Here is an 18,425-nt window from a genome sequence, read left to right as displayed (position 1 = left end):
GAAGGGTATATGGATGATCCCGGTGAGATCATCTGCCGCTGGCAGCAACAGAGCATCCCTGTCGCGCGGCTGACCGTCGAACGGGCACTCGGTTCGACGCCGCGTGAAGCGGGCGCTTTTATGCTTGTAAGTGCTGATGGGATGCTTGGGACAATCGGAGGTGGTGAACTCGAATGGCAGGCGATCCGTCAGGCTCGCTCAATGCTTGCAGACAGTGGTGGTTCCGCAAAACTCATTATTCCGCTCGGACCTGAAAGTGGACAGTGTTGCGGTGGCAGTGTCTCGGTTGGAATAGAATGTCTTGATGACGAACACCTTGAGCTTGCTGCCGAACAGCTCAGAAATGAAAACATACATTTACCGGTTCTGCTGCTTTTTGGAGCAGGTCATGTGGGACGAGCGCTGGCTGCCGCGCTCGTACTGCTTCCGCTTCGCCTGATCTGGATTGATTCACGTTCTGAAGAATTCGGAATTGTTCCTGCTGGTATCGAGGTGGTGTCTGATGGATCCTGGGAACGGGTGGTGGCCGAGGCGCCGCCGGGAGCTGGTGCGCTTGTGCTGACCCATAACCATGCACTGGATGGAGTGATTGTGGCAGAACTTCTCGAACGCGGTGACCTGGCCTACGTCGGGATGATTGGTTCAGTGACAAAGCGCCTCAGGCTGGAACGAGGATTACGGGAGGTCGGTCTGTCCAGAGATCGGATCGCCAGTCTTGTCTGTCCGATAGGAAACCGTGGAATAAGAGATAAACGGCCCGCAGTGATTGCAGCCTTTGCGGCGGCAGAAGTTGTTGAACGGCTTTTGCACGGAAAGAGAGCCAGCCTGTGAGAGAATGGCGACCTGGACAAGTTTTGAGGGTGCATGATCGCGCTATCCTGTATTTCGATGCAGTGCGTGAGTACGGCTCCATTCGTGAGGCCGCGCGGCGACTGAATGTCACACCCTCTGCGCTCACACGGCAACTTGGTCAGATGGAAGCCGAAATCGGGGCACCTCTTTTTGACAGACTGCCCGGTGGAATGGTGTTGACAGCCGCCGGAGAAATCGTCGCCCGTCATATTGTCACCGTCCTGCAGGATGCCCGTCGCACTGATGAACGGATTGCTGCGCTTAGGGGAGGCCACGAAGGTCGCGTCGGGGTGATGGCAGTCGCCGGCGTTATGGGCGGTCTGCTTCCCCGTATTCTGCAACGCATGATGGTGCGCTATCCCGGTATCGTCACCCACGCCGAGGCAGGATCACCCGGGATGATTGCCAGGGCTCTCAGCAGCGGCCAGACAGACCTCGGAATCGCATTTTCGTTAGAACCGATGCCAGATCTCCGTCAGATTACGGTCGCTACTTTCCCGATCGGCGCGATTGTGCCCGCAGGTCATCCATTATCCCGGAAACCCTCCGTCACCGTCGCTGAGTGTCTGAAGTACCCCCTGATTTTGCCTTCGCCAACTTTGTCACTTCGATGGGTCATGGAACCGTTTCTGCGCCCTTACCGTGAACAGCTAAAGATTGTCGTAGAAACAGGTTCAATCGAATTGACAAACCGAATGGTGGCTCTTGGAACGGGTGTGTCCTTTCAGTCCTGGCTGGCGCTTGAGCCGGGTAATACGGGACTTGTGCATATCCCGCTAAAGGACGCCGGTGCTACCACTGACCTTGGCGTGTATGTTCGGGAAGCACGCTGGCTGCCTCCCTCTCTGGAGGAGCTTATTGGAGAAGTAAGGGCAGCTCTTTGGGATACAGGTGGTGGTACGGACCAGGCATTTTAGATACGCTCCGGAAGGGCTGGAGAAAAATCTCAGTTAAGCTGACCTCCGCGCACAGAGACGTGTTGAGAAGGAGATAAAAAAGGCTGCTACTGCAAACTGTTTCCAAAAACAGTCGAGGCATACATGCCAGATACCAGTCTTTTTTCCCTCTCGGGCCGGCGGGCTCTCGTAACAGGTGCTTCACGCGGCATCGGTCTTGCTCTGGCAAAGGGGCTTGCGCAATACGGCGCGGAAATCGTCCTTAACGGACGTGATTCCGAACGGCTGGAACAAGCCCGAACGATATTAGAAAAAGATGGTCTGCACGCGATAACCGCAGCCTTCGATGTAACGGATCAGAGCGCTGTCATTGCCGGTATCGATGCAATCGAACGCGATGTCGGTTCCATCGATATTCTTATCAATAACGCTGGCATCCAGCGTCGCGCTCCTCTGGATCAGTTTCCACGCGCGGACTGGGACGCTCTGATTTCAACAAATCTGAATGCCGTATTTTTCGTTGGGCAGGCTGTTGCGCGCCATATGATTCCGCGCGGTCGGGGCAAAATTGTGAATATCTGTTCCGTGCAGAGCGAGCTCGCCCGGCCCGGAATAGCACCTTATACCGCAACAAAAGGGGCCGTAAAAAATCTCACCAAAGGTATGGCAACAGACTGGGCCCGTCACGGGTTGCAGATTAACGGGCTTGCTCCTGGATATTTCGAAACAGAAATGAATCGAGCCTTAGTAGCGGACGTAGCTTTTACAGACTGGCTTTGCAAACGCACGCCTGCCGCACGTTGGGGACAGGTGGATGAACTGGTCGGTGCTGCTGTTTTCCTGTCCTCCGACGCATCCAGTTTTGTGAATGGCCACGTGCTGATGGTGGATGGGGGGATTACCGTTTCCCTGTAAGAGGATACTGGTCATCACCCATTCTGACTGAACGGTTTCCTCTGCGACCCAATATGCGGGCAGGAAACCCATCTTTATCAGGTGCTTTTGGCCGAATGCCTTAACGCCCGGAATATGCGTTAGAATACTACCATCACGTTTACTTTATAAGTCTTTCCGTGTCCCCTTTCAGGACGTTGAGCACTTCACCAGAAAGGGGAGTTCTCACCGGATGAGCTCAATATTTGCCATCTCTCTCGCTGCGGCGGCGATCGGTGCGGTTATCGTCCTGATTGCGCGTTTTCGTCTGAATCCGTTCATCGTTCTTTTTGTGACGTCGGTTGTAATGGCCCTTGTCGCCGGAATGCCCGCAGACAAAGTCGTTGGTTCATTCGAGGCCGGGGCAGGTCACGTGCTTGGCCATGTCGGCACGGTCATTGCCCTGGGCACCATGCTCGGAAAAATGCTGGCGGAGTCAGGTGGTGCTGATCGTATCGCTATTACAATTTCCAGTCTTGCAGGTCGGGATCGCATCGACTGGGCAATGATGGTGATAGGTCTTCTCATCGGTTTGCCTGTGTTTTTCGAGGTTGGTTTCGTCCTGCTTATTCCCCTGGTTTTCGTGCTTTCAGAACGCACGAAAACTCCTTTGCTGCGTGTCGCTCTCCCGATGGGCGCGGCGTTATCTGTAACCCATGCACTGATCCCGCCGCATCCGGCGGCATTACTCGCCGTGAGCGCCTATCATGCTAATGTTGGTCACACGATCTTGCTTGGCATCCTTATAGGCACGCCCATCGCCATTATCGCAGGCCCCATTTTCGGGCGCTTCGCCGCAGCGCGTGTTCCACTTACAGAAGTGAACCCTCTGGCCGAACAATTTATCCACACAGAGACGCCGGACAATCTTCCTGGTTTTTCCCTGACAGTATTTACAATTCTGTCGCCGGTTATCCTTATGCTCGCAGGCTCAGCAGCAGATTTTCTGACTATCCCGCAGAGTACGCCCAATAGTATTCTGCATTTCATCGGTAATACCGACATCGCACTGGCTATCGCGACGGTGATGTCGTTTTACGTTCTGGGTGTTGCTCGCGGGTTCTCCAGCGAGACAATTCTCCGGTTTACCAATGAGTGTCTCGGCCCCACGGCGTTGATAATGCTGCTGATTGGTGCCGGCGGTGGTTTTGGCCGCGTTCTGGTGGATAGCGGCGTGTCGAAGGCGATTACTGACGCCGCACTCGGCGCTCATATGCCGCTGCTCGTCCTTGCCTGGCTTCTGGCAGTAATCGTGCGCGTTGCGTGCGGGTCCGCAACTGTTGCGATGGCGACGGCATCCGGAATTGTCGGTCCTATTCTTGCACATTCAACGGGCGTGTCACCAGAACTTATGGTTCTCGTAACCGGGTCTGGTTCGGTCGCCTTTGGGCCGATGAACGATGCCGGTTTCTGGCAGATTAAAGAATATCTGGGATTAACGGTTCCCCAGACAATGAAGACATGGTCCGTTCTTGAGACACTGATTGCTGTGTTCGGGCTGATTTTCTGCCTTATCGCTTCCATTTTTGTGCATTGAGTGTGCTCTCCATGGAAAAAATTCGGAATCAGACTGCCTCGCAACAGTTTATGTTGCCATTTTTTGATGCTGTTTCTTTGCCAGTAGTTTCTGCTGTCAGAAACAGGAGAGCTGGCGGGAAATTTTTGTCTCGTGAAGCTTTCCGGCGCGTCGCGGGCGCGACAATCACATGCCTGTTGTCTTCGTACTTCTCTGCTCCGGCGCATGCACAGGTCATGGATCGCGATATCGGTTCAGCACCGAGCCAGCTTGTGTCTACACCGTTGCTGCCCAACGCAACGACAAAAACATCAGTGCCTCCCTTTTCACATCCGGAGGTCATCGTGCCTAACCCGTTATCCGCATGGTTGCGGGCGAGGGGAGTTAATTTTCTTGTTGATAATACAAACGAATTTGCCGGGGCGATAACGCCGCCCACACGCGGTAGCAATCCGGGTTTCGTTAATTACAGACAGGGGGCAAGTAACGCCGGTCAGTATGCCATGCAGCTTGATATCGACTGGGAAAAGCTCGCCGGCTGGAAGGGATTTGCAACGCATATGGTCACGATTGGACGGTACGGGACAACGGCTAACCGCATGTTCGGCGACTGGCTTAATCATGCTTCAGAAACATACGGCGGCGGTGGAAACGTCGTTGTGCATCTGGTCTATCTATATGGTGAGGAAACGCTGTTCGGTGGCCGTTTTGTCGTAGCAGCCGGACGCATGGCAGAAATTTCAGACTTTGCGGCGAGCCCGCTCTTCTGCAATTTCCAGAACGGGAGCTTCTGTGGGCGCCCAAAAGGGATTACCGATACCAATTTTGCCGCCGGATATCCTGCCTCGACGTGGGGATTCCGGGTGCGCGGTCGTCCGGCCCGCTCTGTCTATATTCAGACAGGTCTCTATCCTATTGAGGATGGAATTTACCAGGTTTTTCAGCATCGCACAGGTTTCAAGTTTAACGGAGCCAATATTATTGGTTATACAGCACCTGTTGAAACCGCCTGGGAACCTGTCTTTGGTAGCGGTACACTTCCTGGTCATTACAAGATTGGCGCTCAGGTTTTCAGCACGCCTCAGAATGACAATTTTCTGGATCTTTACGATCAGCCTTATGCGCTGACGCATCGTAAGCAGAAATCGCGAAGTGCATCATGGTCAACCTGGGGAATGTTCGACCAGCGCCTCCTCCACTATCACGATAAGGACTCAGGTCTCACTGCTCTTTGGGGTGTGATCTATAACGATCCACATACATCTCTGCGACAGTATCTCGCATATGGAGCGTTGCTGAACCGGGGTGTCTTTCGATCACGACCTTACGATACAATGGGTTTTGCATTTACGTATACAAAGATTTCCAAAGGTGTGTCGCTCACTGAGCAATATCTGATGGACGAAGGAAGTACAATGCCAAATCACGCAACGGGCGTGCAGCGCGATACGATGGTCATGGAGGCAAATTATGCCATTCATATTATGCCGGGCGTCATTTTTACTCCGCTTTTTGAATATTATGTGCATCCGAACGCTCAGCGTAATCTGCGTGATGCAGCGTTGCTAGGTTTCAAAAGCCACATTCAATTAATGTGAAGGAGGCTTGAATCCCACACATAACATCAGCAAATGATTGCGCCCGGCAATATTTCCGTTTGTAAAACATTAATTTTGCGGATCATGAATTTCAGTTTTTATCTTTTTGGATGAAGGATGGAAGAAACGGATTATCCGTCTGCATTGATCCTTTGCTCGGCAGGCTGGCGGCATCCCAGCCGCCACCAAGCGCCCCGATAAGAGTCACTGAATCCACAATCCGGCTCTGCTGGATAGCCAGCGCAGTCTCAGCGTTTGACAGCGCTGTTACCTCGGCCGTGATGACGGTCGTGTAAATCTCCGTACCAGCGAGATACTGATTCATCGATACAGTCACCGCCTGGTTTGCCGCATTCAGAGCGATCTCCTGCTGTGTCGCCTGATCAGCGAGAATACGCAGATTGGATAACTGATCTTCCGTATTCTGCAGCGCTGTCAGTACAGTCTGCCGATAAGTGGCGGTGTAAGCATTGTAGTTGGCGTCAGCTTCGTGAACTGCGGCTGTGCGTGCACCTCCTTCAAAAATAGTCTCCGTTGCCGCCGCACCAAGAGACCATATTCGGTTAGCGACCTGAACAAGGGCGCCAACAGGATCACCACTGTAGGAATAAGAAGCTGTTAGTTTGACGTCCGGGTAGAACGCAGCGATCGCAGCGCCGATCTGCGCATTATACTCCTCCATACGGCGCTCGGCCGCCGCAATGTCCGGTCGCCGTTGAAGAAGCGTCGCCGGGACAGAAACCGGTATTGCAGGGATAGCCCGCGGCAGCATACCGGGAGCAATGTTCAGATCAGCGGGAGCCTCACCGGCAAGGACGGCAATAGCATGCTCATATTGCGCACGCGCGATGCCGGCCTGGACTTCCTGAGCACGCGTCTGTTCCAGCTGCGTGCGAGCCTGCAGCACAGCGGTCGGATCCGCAACACCAGCCTGAAACTGATTGTTGGTAATCTGAAAAGAACGTTCATAAAATATTACGTTCCGATGAAGAAGATCTTTCAGACTGTCCTGATACCGAAGATTGAAATACGCTGTGGCGAGCTGGACCTGATAGGATAGAGCCGCATTTGCGAGGTCTGCGGCAGTTGCCTGCGCTTCCGTGACCTGAGCCTGAACCTGCCGGCGGATGGCGCCCCATAAATCAAGGTCCCAGCTTGCTGTCGGACCCATCCCATAAGTGGTTTCGGTCGAGTTGGATGGCGTATAGCTGGTCTCTGTGTCGCCGGTACCGTAATTAACCAGAACACCGGAAGACGCATTACGCGATCCGCGACCTGTGCTGTTTCGGTTGAAACTCAAAGATCCGCTCAGTGTGGGATAAAGCTCGGCACGGATAGAATTGATTGCTGCCCGGGCTTGCCGATACCGTGCTTCATACTGGATGACATTCTGATTGTTGATGGCAACCCGTTCTTCCAGGCTATTCAGGAGCGGGTCGTTATAAATCTCCCACCATTTACCTTTCGGCGCTGCGGCAAGAGATGGTGCAGCATAATTCCATCCAGGAGCCGGACGCAGCTCCTTGAATTTCGGAGAGATAATAGCTTCCGGACGCTTATAATCCGGGCCTACCATACAGCCGGACAACATTAGTGGCGTAAGTATGAGAATGGCGCGGCGGGTGGGGCGGCGGGGCATCGTAGTCTTCATCCGCGTCAGACTTCCTGAGGATTAGTAGGGTGAGAGCGTAATTTCCACGAACGATGCCTGACGCGCAGCGCCAGACGATCCAGTGTCAGGTAAACTACCGGTGTGGTGTAAAGCGTGAGGGCCTGGCTGACCAGAAGCCCTCCCACGATGGCAATACCGAGCGGGCGCCGCATCTCGGCGCCATAGCCATTGCCGAAGACAAGTGGTGCTGCCCCAAGAGCAGCGGCCAGCGACGTCATGATGATCGGCCGGAAACGGAGCAGACAAGCCGTGCGAATGGCGTCCAATGGCGAGCAGTGCGTCTCCCGTTCTGCATTGATCGCAAAATCAACCAGCATGATGGCATTCTTTTTTACGATGCCGATGAGCAGGATGACCCCGATCATAGCGATGAGCGAAAAATCCTCGCCAAAAAGTTCCAGAGCAAGCAGCGCGCCTACTCCCGCCGACGGCAGGGTTGAAAGAATGGTTAGTGGATGAACGTAACTCTCGTACAAAATTCCCAGCACAACATACACAGCGACCAGCGCCGCCATGATCAGGAGCGGCTCATCATTGACTGACTGCTGAAACTGAGCAGCATTTCCCGCGAAACTGCCGTGGATCGTTGTGGGCATATGGAGACGTACAGTTTCGTTCCCGATAATTTCTATCGCCCGGCTAAGCGCGACACCGCGAGCAAGGTTAAATGAAATCGTCGCCGCGACGGATTGCCCCTGGTGATTGACCGAAAGCGGCGTCCGCGACGGATAAATGTCCGTGATAAAGGTAATCGGAATCATTGACTCACTTCCTGTCGACACGGCCGAGCCGGTGGATGTGGAAGAGCCACCAGCAAGCTGGTTTGCAATCTGATTACGAAAATTCTGACTGCTGATGCTCGCAGTCTCGCTACTGCTGCTCGAGCCCGTCGTTGCGGCGCGGACACGGATCGTGTTTGAAACAGTCCCTCCACCTGCGCTGCCGCCTGCCGCACTAACCCACATCTGATTGACCGTGTCCGGGTTCGCCCTAAAATCAGGAGCCGCCTCCATCACGACACGATACTGATTCAGCGTGTTATAAATGACAGAGGCAGCCCGCTGGCCAAACGCATCGTAAACTGTGTTGGAAATCAGTTGTGGCGTGATCTGCATCCGGGAGGCCGTGTCGCGATCAATCGCGGCAACAACAGCCGCTCCCCCCTGCTGAACATCGGAGGATACGTCGAGAATCTCCGAATGACGGCTAAGAGCCGCAACGAGCTTCGGTGTCCAGCTATAAAGTTCAGATGCGGTATCGCCCTCCAGCGTATACTGATACCCGGCGTTTCCCTGCCGCGCTCCTGCGCGCACTGCGCCCGGCTGCATGAGAAAAAACCGCGCTCCAACAAGATTACTCAGCCGTTTCGTGATCCGCACCATCAGATTTTCTGCGGGTCCACGTTCACTTTTGTCTTTCAACTGAAGAAACAGGTTTGCCTGATTGGCCGAGCCGCGACCACCACCGACAGATCCGGCAATGCTTTCGACCTCTTTTTCCTTCAGAACAGCTGCCTGCACGGCGTCAGCTTTCTGAGTCATGGCCGTAAATGAACTCGACTGGTCACCCTGAAGATGCCCCATCAGCATCCCGGTGTCTTCTGTCGGAAAAAATCCCTTGGGCATCGCAACGAACAACACACCCATCAGAATAATGGTAAGCGGCAGGGTCAGCAGGACAAGACGATTGTGTCGCAAAGCCACGTCCAGACTGGATTCATATCCTTTCGCCATACTGTCGACTGCCTGCCCGGATATACGGCCAAGCATGGACGCCGCCCGCCTGAACCATCTGTCTTCTGATCCGGAGGTTTCAGCATGAACTGACACAGGCTTCAGAATACGCGAAGCCAGCATGGGCGTTAGCGACAGAGACAGCAGCATCGAGATCATGATGGTGATTGACACCGTCATCGCAAGTTCGTGGAATAATCGGCCCGCAAGACCTCCGAGAAGCAGGATAGGAAGAAAAACTGCAATCAGCGAAATTGAAATCGAGAGAACCGTAAAAGCAACTTCTTCTGTACCCTTCAGAGCTGCTTCACGTGGAGGCATTCCCTCCTCAATGTAACGGGCAATATTTTCCAGCACGACGATCGCATCATCGACGACAAAACCAGTCGAAACCGTCAGTGCCATCAGCGACATATTGTCGAGCGAAAAATTCATGAGCTTCATCACGCCGAACGTCGCGATGATCGACGTCGGAACCACAATGGCCGGAATGATCGTCATACGAATTGATCGCAGGAAAACCAGAGTAACAAGCACAACGAGAATAACGCCTATGATCAGAGTCGTCTGAGTATCCTTCAGGGAGGCCCGGATCGTGAGCGATCGATCGAGTGCTGTATGAAGCGATACATCCGTTGGTAAGGCTGTCTGAAGAATCGGCATCTCAGCCTTGATCTGGTCGATCGTATGAATGACGTTCGCGCCGGCCTGCGGGAACACGACAGCAATCACCGCCCGCTCGCGATTATAAAATCCGGCATTCCGGACATCCTCGACACCATCATGCACATCCGCGACATCAGACAGACGGACAGGTCGGTTGTTCCGGTAAGCGATCACCAGGTCTCGATATGCCTGTGCAGAACGTGCCTGATCGTTCGTATCCAGCGTGAAACGCATTCCGTTCTGATCGATAACTCCCTTGGGTCCATGAGCATTTGCTGAAGACAAGGCTGCCCTTACGTCCTCAAAGCCGATCCCATAACGAAACAGCTTAAGTGGATTCATCTCTACCCGCACTGCAGGTAAAGCACTTCCGGCAATATCGACCATCCCAACGCCGCGAATTTGGGAAAGGTGTTGCTGCAACACGTTGCTCGCCAAGTCATAGAGGGCGGCAGGAGTGCGGGTAGGAGAAGTCAGGGCGAGAATGATAATTGGCGCGCCATTCGGGTTCGCCTTGAAATAACTTGGATTCTGACGAAGTGATGTCGGCAGATCGGCCCGGGAGGCCTGCAGTGCTGCTTCTACGTCTCGCGCAGCACCATTGATGTCACGTGACAGCGAAAACTGAAGCGTGATGCGAACCTGATTCTGAGTCGATTGCGACGTCATCTCAGTCAGATCGGCGATCCCACCAAGACGTCTCTCAAGCGGTGCAGCGACAGAACTGGCAATCTCTTCAGGCGATCCGCCCGCCTGTTGTGCCTGAACCTGAATGACTGGAAAATCGACGTTAGGCAGATCGGAAACCGGAAGTTTCACATAACCGATAATTCCGGCAATCAGCAGGGCGACCGTCAGCAATATGGTCGCGACAGGCCGCTCTATAAAGATGCGGCATGGACTCATGACAACAGGTTAGCCTGAAAAGAGATCAACATCGCAGCATCAGCTCCGGCCATGATCCGGCTCCGGACTCGTGCCTGTGATGTCCGATCCCACGCGCCCGCGCCACTTTTGAGCCATCGTGTCGAGTGCCAGATAGATCACCGGGGTAGTAAACAGAGTCAGAAATTGCGAAAGCGCCAAACCACCGATGATGGCAAGACCAAGAGGGCGACGCAGCTCCGAGCCGGTTCCATGTGAAATAACCATCGGCAATGCACCAAGCATGGCGGCCAGCGTGGTCATAAGGATTGGACGAAAACGCAGCGTGGCCGCCTGCCGGATCGACTGCAGAGAGGACATGCCATGTACTCGCTCGGCCTCCAATGCAAAGTCGATCATCATGATCGCATTCTTCTTCACAATACCGATCAGCAGCACCAGGCCGATAATACCCATCACATCAAGCCCGGCTCCTGACAGACGGAGAGTCAGCAGTGCACCAATGCCGGCAGAGGGCAGGGTGGAGAGAATGGTGACCGGATGAACAAAGCTCTCGTACAGAATGCCCAGCACGATATAGACCGCAACGAGAGCTGCGGCGACGAGGAACATCTCGTTGCCGAGCGACCCCTGGAATGCCGCCGCAGTTCCCTGGAACGATGTCTGGAAGGAGGCTGGCAGCCTCACGGATTTCTCAACACGTTCGATGATATCTGTCGCCTGGCCAAGAGAATAGCCCGGCGAAACGTTGAACGAGATCGTCGTCGCCGGAAACTGACCGAAATGGGTGATCAGCAACGGGGCTGTCTCATGTGTAACCGACGTCACAGCCGCCAGCGGAACAAGCCCTGACGTTGGAGACCTTGTTGGACCGGAAGTACTTTCACCGGAGTTTCCGGATACACCTGGCAGGTAGAGCTGGTTGAGCGACCCGAGTTTCGTCTGGAATTTCGGATCGGCTTCAAGAATGACACGATACTGATTGGACTGAGTGTAAATCGTGGAGATCTGGCGCTGTCCGAATGAGTCGTAAAGCACGTTGTCCACCGTTTGCGGCGTGATCGAATAGCGTGCTCCGGTGGCACGATCGAGTGTTATCCGTGCCACAAGCCCCTCAGCCTGCAGATCAGATGTCACGTCAGAAAGAGCTGGCTCTTTCTGCAGCGCTTCGACAAGTTTCGGAACCCAGCTTTTGAACTCATTATAATCGGGATTTTCCAGCAGAAACTGATACTGCGTGGCGGCAACTGTCGTATCGAGTGACAGATCCTGCACCGGCTGCAGATAAAGGCGGATGCCCGCAATGCCACCGGTTTCGTCAGTGAGTCGGGCTGCAACTTCCTGCGCGGAGGAGCTGCGCTCATCATGATCCCGAAGATTGATCAGAAAGCGACCCTGGTTCAGGGTTGAGTTCTGACCATCGACACCAACGAACGATGACAGCGAAACTACGTCCTTATCTTTCAGGATCGCACGGGCAAGTACCTGCTGGTGCTCCTTCATGGCATCAAATGAGGTCGACTGTGCTGCGACGGAAATACCCTGAATGACACCCGTATCCTGCACCGGGAAAAAACCCTTGGGGATTTCCCAGGCAAGGAAACCAGTCAGCAGAAGCGTCGCACCGAACACAAGCAATGTAATCCGCTGATGCGCCAGAACAACGTCGAGCCCGCGATCATATACCGCGATCAGACGCTCTGTCGCTACTTCCATTCGGGCTGACCAGCGCTGGAACGCTGTGTGTGCATCCGCCTGGCTATGCGGGCGCTCTGAGAGTAACCGCGCGCACATCATCGGCACGAGGGTCAGAGAAACCACTGCTGACAGCACGATCGTAATGGCAAGTGTCAACGCGAACTCATGAAACAGACGACCGACCACATCTCCCATGAACAGGAGTGGAATCAGCACCGCGATCAGCGAAACTGTCAGCGAAATAATGGTGAAACCGATCTCACCTGCACCCTTCATTGCGGCTGTCATACGATCCTCGCCCATCTCGATATAGCGGGAGATGTTCTCGATCATGACGATGGCATCATCGACCACGAAACCGGTCGCGATCGTCAGAGACATCAGCGACAGATTATCAAGCGAAAAGCCCAGCAGATCCATTACTGCAAAAGTGCCGACGATCGAGAGCGGTACAGACAGGCTCGGGATGATCGTTGCCGGAACATTGCGCAGAAAAACGAAAATGACTGCAACGACGAGAATAAGTGCGAGAAACAGTTCGAATTCGACATCCGCCACCGAAGCACGAATAGTCGTGGTCCGGTCCGTCAGCGGAACAATGTCGATGCCCGGAGGCAGCGATGTCTTTAGTCGCGGCAGCGCAGCCTTGATATTGTCAACAACGGAAATGACATTCGCGCCGGGCTGACGCTGAACATTGAGCACAAGGCCCGGCGTTGTGTTTGACCATGCCGCAAGCTGATCGTTCTCAGCTCCGACTACAACAGTCGCGACATCCCGAATACGGATCGGCCCATTATTCTGATAAGCAATCACCTGATTCAGCAGTTGGTCGGTCCCGGTAATCTGCCCGTCGACCCGTAGTGTGGAAGCTCGCTGCGCTCCGTCGAATGTTCCTGTGGGTGAGTTGACATTGACGTTGCCGATCGTCGTCCGGAGCGTATCCAGATCCACGCCATAGGATGTCAGCTTCGGAATGTTCACGCGAACGCGAATCGCCTTCCGGTTCCCACCCGATAGCGTCACCAGTCCAACGCCTGAAATCTGACTGATTTTCTGTTCAAGCCGCGTGTCGACGTAGTCCTCAACTTCTGGCAGCGGAATGGTTTTCGACGTGATTCCCAGAGTAAGCACTGGCGTATCGGCGGGATTCACCTTCGCATAAATAGGTGGGGCTGGCAGATCTGTCGGTAGCAGAGAATTGGCCTGGTTGATCGCCGCCTGCACCTCCTGCTCGGCAATATCCATCGACATGGACAGCCCGAACCGGAGTGTAATGACTGATGCTCCACCTGATGATCGCGACGTCATCTGGTCCAGCCCTGGCATCTGGCCGAACTGTGTCTCGAGAGGGGCTGTCACGGATGTCGCCATCACATCCGGACCCGCGCCTGGATAGAATGTCTCAACCGTGATCGTCGGATATTCTACCTGAGGAAGAGCCGAGACCGGCAGGAAATGGTAGCCCAGCAGGCCCGCCATCAGAATGGCAAACATCAGAAGCGTTGTGGCAACCGGGCGCTCAATGAAGATGCGTGATGGATTCACTGGCGGATATCAGTTCGCATGGCGGTGATGACGCTGCGCAGGCTGCGCAGTATCTGCGTCCGCTACAGGGTGATCGGCCGGGATCGTGACCTTCGCACCCGCACGCAGATGATCGGTCCCATCCGTGACTACCTTATCTCCGGCGGAGAGCCCACTGGCGACGACCGTTCGGGTTCCGTCCGTAATGCCCGGCTTGACGTTACGGACATCGACCGTGTTGTCACTCTTCACAACATAGACGAACTGCCCGTTCGGTCCGGTCTGGAGCGCATTACCCGGGACAATGATTGCGTTATGCAGAGTGTCCACCAGAAGGCGGGCATTAACGAACTGATTCGGGAACAGATGCTCATCTTCATTGGTGAAGATGGCGCGCAAACGCACCGTGCCGGTAGAGGTATCGATCTGGCTGTCCAGTGTACTGACTGCGCCGGTCGCAATTTTCTGCGTGTTGGAACTGTTCCACGCTTCGACCGGCAAAGAGCCGACAGCCCGCAGACGATCAGCAACCTGAGCAAGCTGATCTTGTGGTAAAGTGAAAATGACTGAAATCGGCTGCATCTGCGTCAGAATGACAAGGCCGCCCGACTGCCCCGCCGTAATGTAGTTGCCTCGGTCAACCACGCGAATGCCGACCCGGCCATCCACTGGTGCGACAATATGACAATACACAAGCTGGAGCCTCTGATTGTCGACCAGAGCCTGATCGACCTTCACCGTACCCTCAAGCTGCTCGACCGTGAACTCCTGATCCCGCGCAGTCATTGCTGCCACGCTGTCCTGTTTGATGAGCTTCTGATAACGCGCATTATCGACGCGCGCCTTTTCCAGCTGCGCCTTATCCTGAGCCAGTTGCCCCTCATACTGCGCCAGAGCCACGTCATACGGACGCGTATCAATCACGGCGAGCAGGTCTCCTTTTTTGACATGCTGTCCCTCAATGAACTTCACATCGGTCAGGTAACCTTCGACGCGCGGCATAACCGTCACAGTGGTGATAGGGATAACTGTGCCGAGTTCAGTGAGCACCACCGGCATATCTCCGGTCGTCACTGTTTCTACAGCAACTGGCTGCGGAGCATCCGACCCAGTCGCTCCCTGTCGCCGGCTGCCTGATTTATGGCTGCGATACGCGAAAAATACGATCGTCAGTACTACCAGCAAAAGCATCCCCACAATGACCCAGAGACGTCGGCGTTTGCGGGACGGAAGTTTTTTCTGATCCGAAAGCGGAGGGTTACCTGTATTCTGTTCGTCCATGTCCTGCCGGTTTCCGTCCGCCAAATTTTGTCTGGCCCTGCTCCGGTTTTACGACCTGTGGGCGGGGATGATGGTCGTGCCAGTTGTGGCCTCAGTTATTTATGACAACTCATGGTCATGAAAACAGAAACCTCTCTGGCACGCTCGTGATAGCAGTAAAATCCGATTGCGCCACTAGCCGGTCATGGTCACCTGAGCACAGGAAAATGAGCAGCGATACTGGCCGTGATTTCATCGTTGTGCATTGAAATAAAAAGATATTTTTTTCCTGCGGAGCGTATTCTCATGCTCTGTGATCCGGTTCAATGAATGAATATTTAAGTTGCCGCGAAACGAAAAATGGAGGGAATTCCCTACAAACCGAAACGAAATAGTAACATTTCCCTGCTGGCCTCCGATTTCGTTCCCGGAGAAACCTCAGTTAGCTCGCAGTTCTTAACCACGATATTCCGCAAAGAGATTCGGCTTCCGGATCTGGCAAAATCCTGTAAATTTTATTAAATGATCTGCTACGGAGTATTGTTGCATCATGTCCCACCGCAGATTTGTCCAGAAGCGCAGGTTTGGTCTTCATCTGTCTTGCGCGATTTTCCTTGGCGGTCTGGCCGCCGGAACGGTCTCGCCGCGTCACGCGCACGCCCAGGATGCGGATCAGGCGGAAGCTGAAGCCGATGCTGAAGATGCCGCCAAGAAATCTGAGGAAAGGCGTGCGGCAAAGCGGGCAGCGCCGCCGGCTGCGCTTCCGGGAGCACAGTCAAATGAAGAGGAGGGGGGGCATTCTAATATGGACCTCGAACCGACCTCCGCGCTTTTTGATGCAATCAATCGGGGTAGCCTCGGAGGTGCAAGGGAGGCAGTTAATCGCGGTGCAGATCTGAGTGGTCATAATGTGCTCGGACAGACGCCACTCGATATGGCTATCGATCTTAATCGCAATGACATCATGTTTTTCCTGCTTTCGATGCGCAGTCTCGAATCTTCGCCAGGAGAGACAACAACATCGGTCGCGAGTTCCGGTGTGAGTATGCAGGGCGGAACAGGGTATCTGAGTATAGGCGGCAAGGCATCCCGAGCCGGAAAAGTTGTGGACCCGCGCTACGATGTGTCAGGAGGACGTCCGCAACCTTCCGTTGGCTTCCTTGGCTTCGGGGGAAGCTAAAGGGCTCTGTCGCTGCGCGCCGATACAGGCAGAGCACATCGTCGCGACGTTCAGGCTTTTATTGCGCGGCGATCGGGATATTCGTGGACGGGGCGATCAGTTCTGCGGCTTCCGCAGCGAGGCTTTCGCTGCGCAGTGCGTCCAGAGGAATCAGTTGTCCTTCACGCTCCAGATGCCAGAACGTCCATCCGTTGCAGGAAGGCGCGCTGGTCATCATGGCGCCCAGCTTGTGAATCGAGCCGCGTTTGCTGCCACTGATTAATGTTCCGTCAGGTGCAACGGTTGCAAAAATCCGACGGTTTTTATCGCAGACAATCGTTCCAACCGTAATAAAATTTCGTTCGACCAGGCTGCCGAATGGTACGCGCGGTGCTTCTCGTTTCATTGGCGTCGTGGCGATGGCATCGAGCGGAAGAGCCTTCTCGCGTCGAACCCGACCTATTGCAGCCTCAACATAGTCAGGATGACGTTCAATCCCGATAAAACGTCGACGGAGGCGTTTCGCCATCGCGGCAGTTGTGCCCGTGCCCGTAAAAGGATCAAGCACGACATCATCAGCAGATGTGGACGAGATCAGGACGCGGTGTAACAGACTTTCGGGTTTTTGCGTCGGATGGAGTTTCAGTCCGTGGTCATTGCGGAGGCGTTCGCCGCCAGTGCAGAGGGGAAGATACCAGTCCGACCGCATCTGCACATCGTCATTCAGGGCTTTCATGGCCTGGTAGTTGAACCGATAGCGACTGTTTTGGCTGCGAGCTGCCCAGATGAGCGTCTCATGAGCATTCGTGAAGCGCCGACCGCGGAAGTTGGGCATCGGATTGGATTTGCGCCAAACGATGTCATTGAGGATCCAGAATCCGAGGTCCTGCAGAATGGCGCCAATACGGAAGATATTGTGATATGAACCGATGACCCAGATCGTTCCATCCTTACGTAACAGTCGTCGTGCCTCACTCAGCCAGTCGCGGGTAAACCGGTCATAAGCTGCAAGATCTGAAAATTTGTCCCAGTCATCATCGACGCCGTCTACAACAGTATCATCAGGACGGCGAAGCTCTCCGCGAAGCTGCAGATTATACGGTGGATCAGCAAAGACGCAGTCAACGCTGGCTGTTGGTAACATTTTCATAACGTCGATACATTCGCCTCGCAGAATCTGGTCAAGCGGCAGTTCCATGGGGGTGGTAGCACCGCTCATACTGAGTCTCCGTGGGCAATGGTGAGTGCAAGTTGTTTACGGACCGTGCCAAAATCGCGACGATGATGGGGCGTGCAGCCCTGTGTGGTAATGGCTGTTCGATGTGCGGCCGTGCCATATCCGGCATTGCGGGCCCATCCGTAGCCTGGCCAGCGCAGATCAAGGCGCACCATGATCCGGTCTCGGGTTACTTTGGCCAGGATGGATGCTGCGGCGATCGACAGGCTGATTGCGTCTCCACCCACCAGTGTACGGACTGGCACCTCAAGGGCGGGAGCTTTGTTGCCATCAACAAGAGCAAGCGAAGGAGGTGTCGGAAGACGATTGACGGCACGCCGCATTGCGAGGTGGGCAGCACGAAGAATGTTTAGTCGAAGAATTTCAGCGACCGAAGCCGCACCAATCCCGATTTCGATTCCCGGGACAGACGTCAGGCGTCGGGCAATAGCTTCACGTCGTGTCGGTTTGATCGCTTTTGAATCGTCGATGATCGAAGCAAGATCATCGGGCACACCAGCACCGAAGACGACAGCGGCCGCGACGACCGGACCTGCGAGGGGGCCGCAACCGGCCTCGTCCACGCCAGCCACGCGACCACCATATCCCGTCTCCAGTGTGAAATCCGGCATGGCGTCCCTTCCTCGGTCTTCAAGCGACTCGCTTTGAATCGACGAGTCGTTTGATCTGCGACTCGTAAGAAAGGAAAACCATTATATGGGGGGTGGACGCAAGAGTCGGAGAGACAAAAAATTATGTTGAAGGCTCCAGGGGCTGACGGCCCGAATGTAAATATTGTGAGTCAGGACTGAGT

12 protein-coding genes are annotated in these 18,425 nt (G+C 54.5%); 6 read left to right on the top strand and 6 right to left on the bottom strand.

Translation table 11 applies throughout. The features are described 5' to 3' along the window. The first annotated feature begins 9 nt into the window (after nucleotides 1-9). The 5 genes from xdhC (at nucleotide 10) to GOB85_RS01055 (ending at nucleotide 5,795) form a co-directional block, all read left to right on the top strand. Entirely contained in the window at nucleotides 10-831 is an 822-nt protein-coding gene (gene xdhC, locus GOB85_RS01075; protein WP_173575752.1) for a xanthine dehydrogenase accessory protein XdhC, read from the top strand. A gap of 29 nt (nucleotides 832-860) precedes the next feature. Beyond that, nucleotides 861-1,769: a LysR family transcriptional regulator gene (locus GOB85_RS01070; protein ID WP_338421602.1), complete on the top strand. Its 909-nt coding sequence runs from the start codon at nucleotides 861-863 to the stop codon at nucleotides 1,767-1,769. 123 nt (nucleotides 1,770-1,892) lie between these two features. Then, nucleotides 1,893-2,663 carry an SDR family oxidoreductase gene (locus GOB85_RS01065; protein ID WP_173575750.1) on the top strand — a complete coding sequence of 257 codons (771 nt, stop codon included), beginning with the start codon at nucleotides 1,893-1,895 and terminating at the stop codon, nucleotides 2,661-2,663. A 211-nt stretch (nucleotides 2,664-2,874) separates the two neighbouring features. Beyond that, nucleotides 2,875-4,218 (top strand): GntT/GntP/DsdX family permease, encoded by a 1,344-nt coding sequence (locus tag GOB85_RS01060; RefSeq protein WP_173575749.1) that lies wholly within the window; start codon nucleotides 2,875-2,877, stop codon nucleotides 4,216-4,218. Between the two features lie 11 nt (nucleotides 4,219-4,229). Next, nucleotides 4,230-5,795, top strand: a complete 1,566-nt coding sequence (locus GOB85_RS01055; protein ID WP_242011191.1) for a carbohydrate porin — start codon at nucleotides 4,230-4,232, stop codon at nucleotides 5,793-5,795. A 91-nt stretch (nucleotides 5,796-5,886) separates the two neighbouring features. Here the strand turns inward: GOB85_RS01055 and GOB85_RS01050 are convergent, their stop codons facing one another. Genes GOB85_RS01050 through GOB85_RS01035 form a run of 4 tightly spaced genes read right to left on the bottom strand, consistent with a single transcriptional unit; the run spans nucleotide 5,887 to nucleotide 15,257 of the window. Then, on the bottom strand, nucleotides 5,887-7,446 hold the full coding sequence (locus GOB85_RS01050) for an efflux transporter outer membrane subunit (protein ID WP_173575748.1): 1,560 nt from the start codon (nucleotides 7,444-7,446) through the stop codon (nucleotides 5,887-5,889). A 5-nt stretch (nucleotides 7,447-7,451) separates the two neighbouring features. After that, nucleotides 7,452-10,772, bottom strand: coding sequence for an efflux RND transporter permease subunit (locus GOB85_RS01045; RefSeq protein ID WP_173575747.1), 3,321 nt, complete (start codon nucleotides 10,770-10,772; stop codon nucleotides 7,452-7,454). 39 nt (nucleotides 10,773-10,811) lie between these two features. Next, the gene (locus GOB85_RS01040) at nucleotides 10,812-13,997 is read right to left on the bottom strand and encodes an efflux RND transporter permease subunit (protein ID WP_173575746.1); all 3,186 of its coding nucleotides are present in this window, start codon (nucleotides 13,995-13,997) and stop codon (nucleotides 10,812-10,814) included. A 9-nt stretch (nucleotides 13,998-14,006) separates the two neighbouring features. Beyond that, a complete protein-coding gene (locus tag GOB85_RS01035; RefSeq protein ID WP_173575745.1) occupies nucleotides 14,007-15,257 on the bottom strand; it encodes an MdtA/MuxA family multidrug efflux RND transporter periplasmic adaptor subunit in 1,251 nt (416 codons plus the stop codon). Nucleotides 15,258-15,786: 529 nt separating this feature from the next. On the opposite strand from GOB85_RS01035, the gene GOB85_RS01030 reads away from it, so the two are divergent. Beyond that, nucleotides 15,787-16,416, top strand: a complete 630-nt coding sequence (locus GOB85_RS01030) for an ankyrin repeat domain-containing protein (RefSeq protein WP_242011190.1) — start codon at nucleotides 15,787-15,789, stop codon at nucleotides 16,414-16,416. Between the two features lie 58 nt (nucleotides 16,417-16,474). Here GOB85_RS01030 and GOB85_RS01025 read toward each other — a convergent pair whose 3' ends face one another. Beyond that, the gene (locus GOB85_RS01025) at nucleotides 16,475-17,614 is read right to left on the bottom strand and encodes a site-specific DNA-methyltransferase (protein WP_242011189.1); all 1,140 of its coding nucleotides are present in this window, start codon (nucleotides 17,612-17,614) and stop codon (nucleotides 16,475-16,477) included. Beyond that, nucleotides 17,611-18,243, bottom strand: a complete 633-nt coding sequence (locus GOB85_RS01020; protein ID WP_173575744.1) for a ribonuclease HII — start codon at nucleotides 18,241-18,243, stop codon at nucleotides 17,611-17,613. Before GOB85_RS01020 ends, GOB85_RS01025 begins: the two co-directional genes overlap by 4 nt. Between the last annotated feature and the right edge of the window lie 182 nt (nucleotides 18,244-18,425).

Source organism: Acetobacter fallax (genome assembly GCF_011516735.1).
Taxonomy (GTDB): Bacteria; Pseudomonadota; Alphaproteobacteria; order Acetobacterales; family Acetobacteraceae; genus Acetobacter; species Acetobacter fallax.
Note: the sequence above shows the minus strand (reverse complement) of the source record. Positions and strands in the feature narration are given on the sequence as shown.